1 rRNA gene is annotated in these 231 nt (G+C 56.3%); it reads right to left on the bottom strand.

The features are described from left to right. Positions 1-177: 177 nt before the first annotated feature. Positions 178-231: ribosomal RNA gene (locus AC29IT_RS28745) — 16S ribosomal RNA — on the bottom strand; the annotation flags it as partial.

The raw sequence follows: 231 nt of genomic DNA, 5'->3' as shown, positions 1-231 counted from the left end.
CACACAGTGTGCTCTCTCAGACACCCAACAGCGTGCACGATGACGAAAACTCCGAGCAGCATTTCCACTAAATCCTTGAGCACCCCAGGCAGGAAGACAGTCGCTCCCTGAGCCCGAGACACCCCACCAACACCAAACCCTGAGGGCCAGCATTCGCGGATGTGTATTGCTCCTTAGAAAGGAGGTGATCCAGCCGCACCTTCCGGTACGGCTACCTTGTTACGACTTCGT

This window comes from Saccharopolyspora sp. MMCC62, from assembly GCF_057736575.1.
The sequence above is the reverse complement of the archived record's forward strand: the minus strand, read 5'-3'. Positions and strand labels throughout refer to the sequence as shown.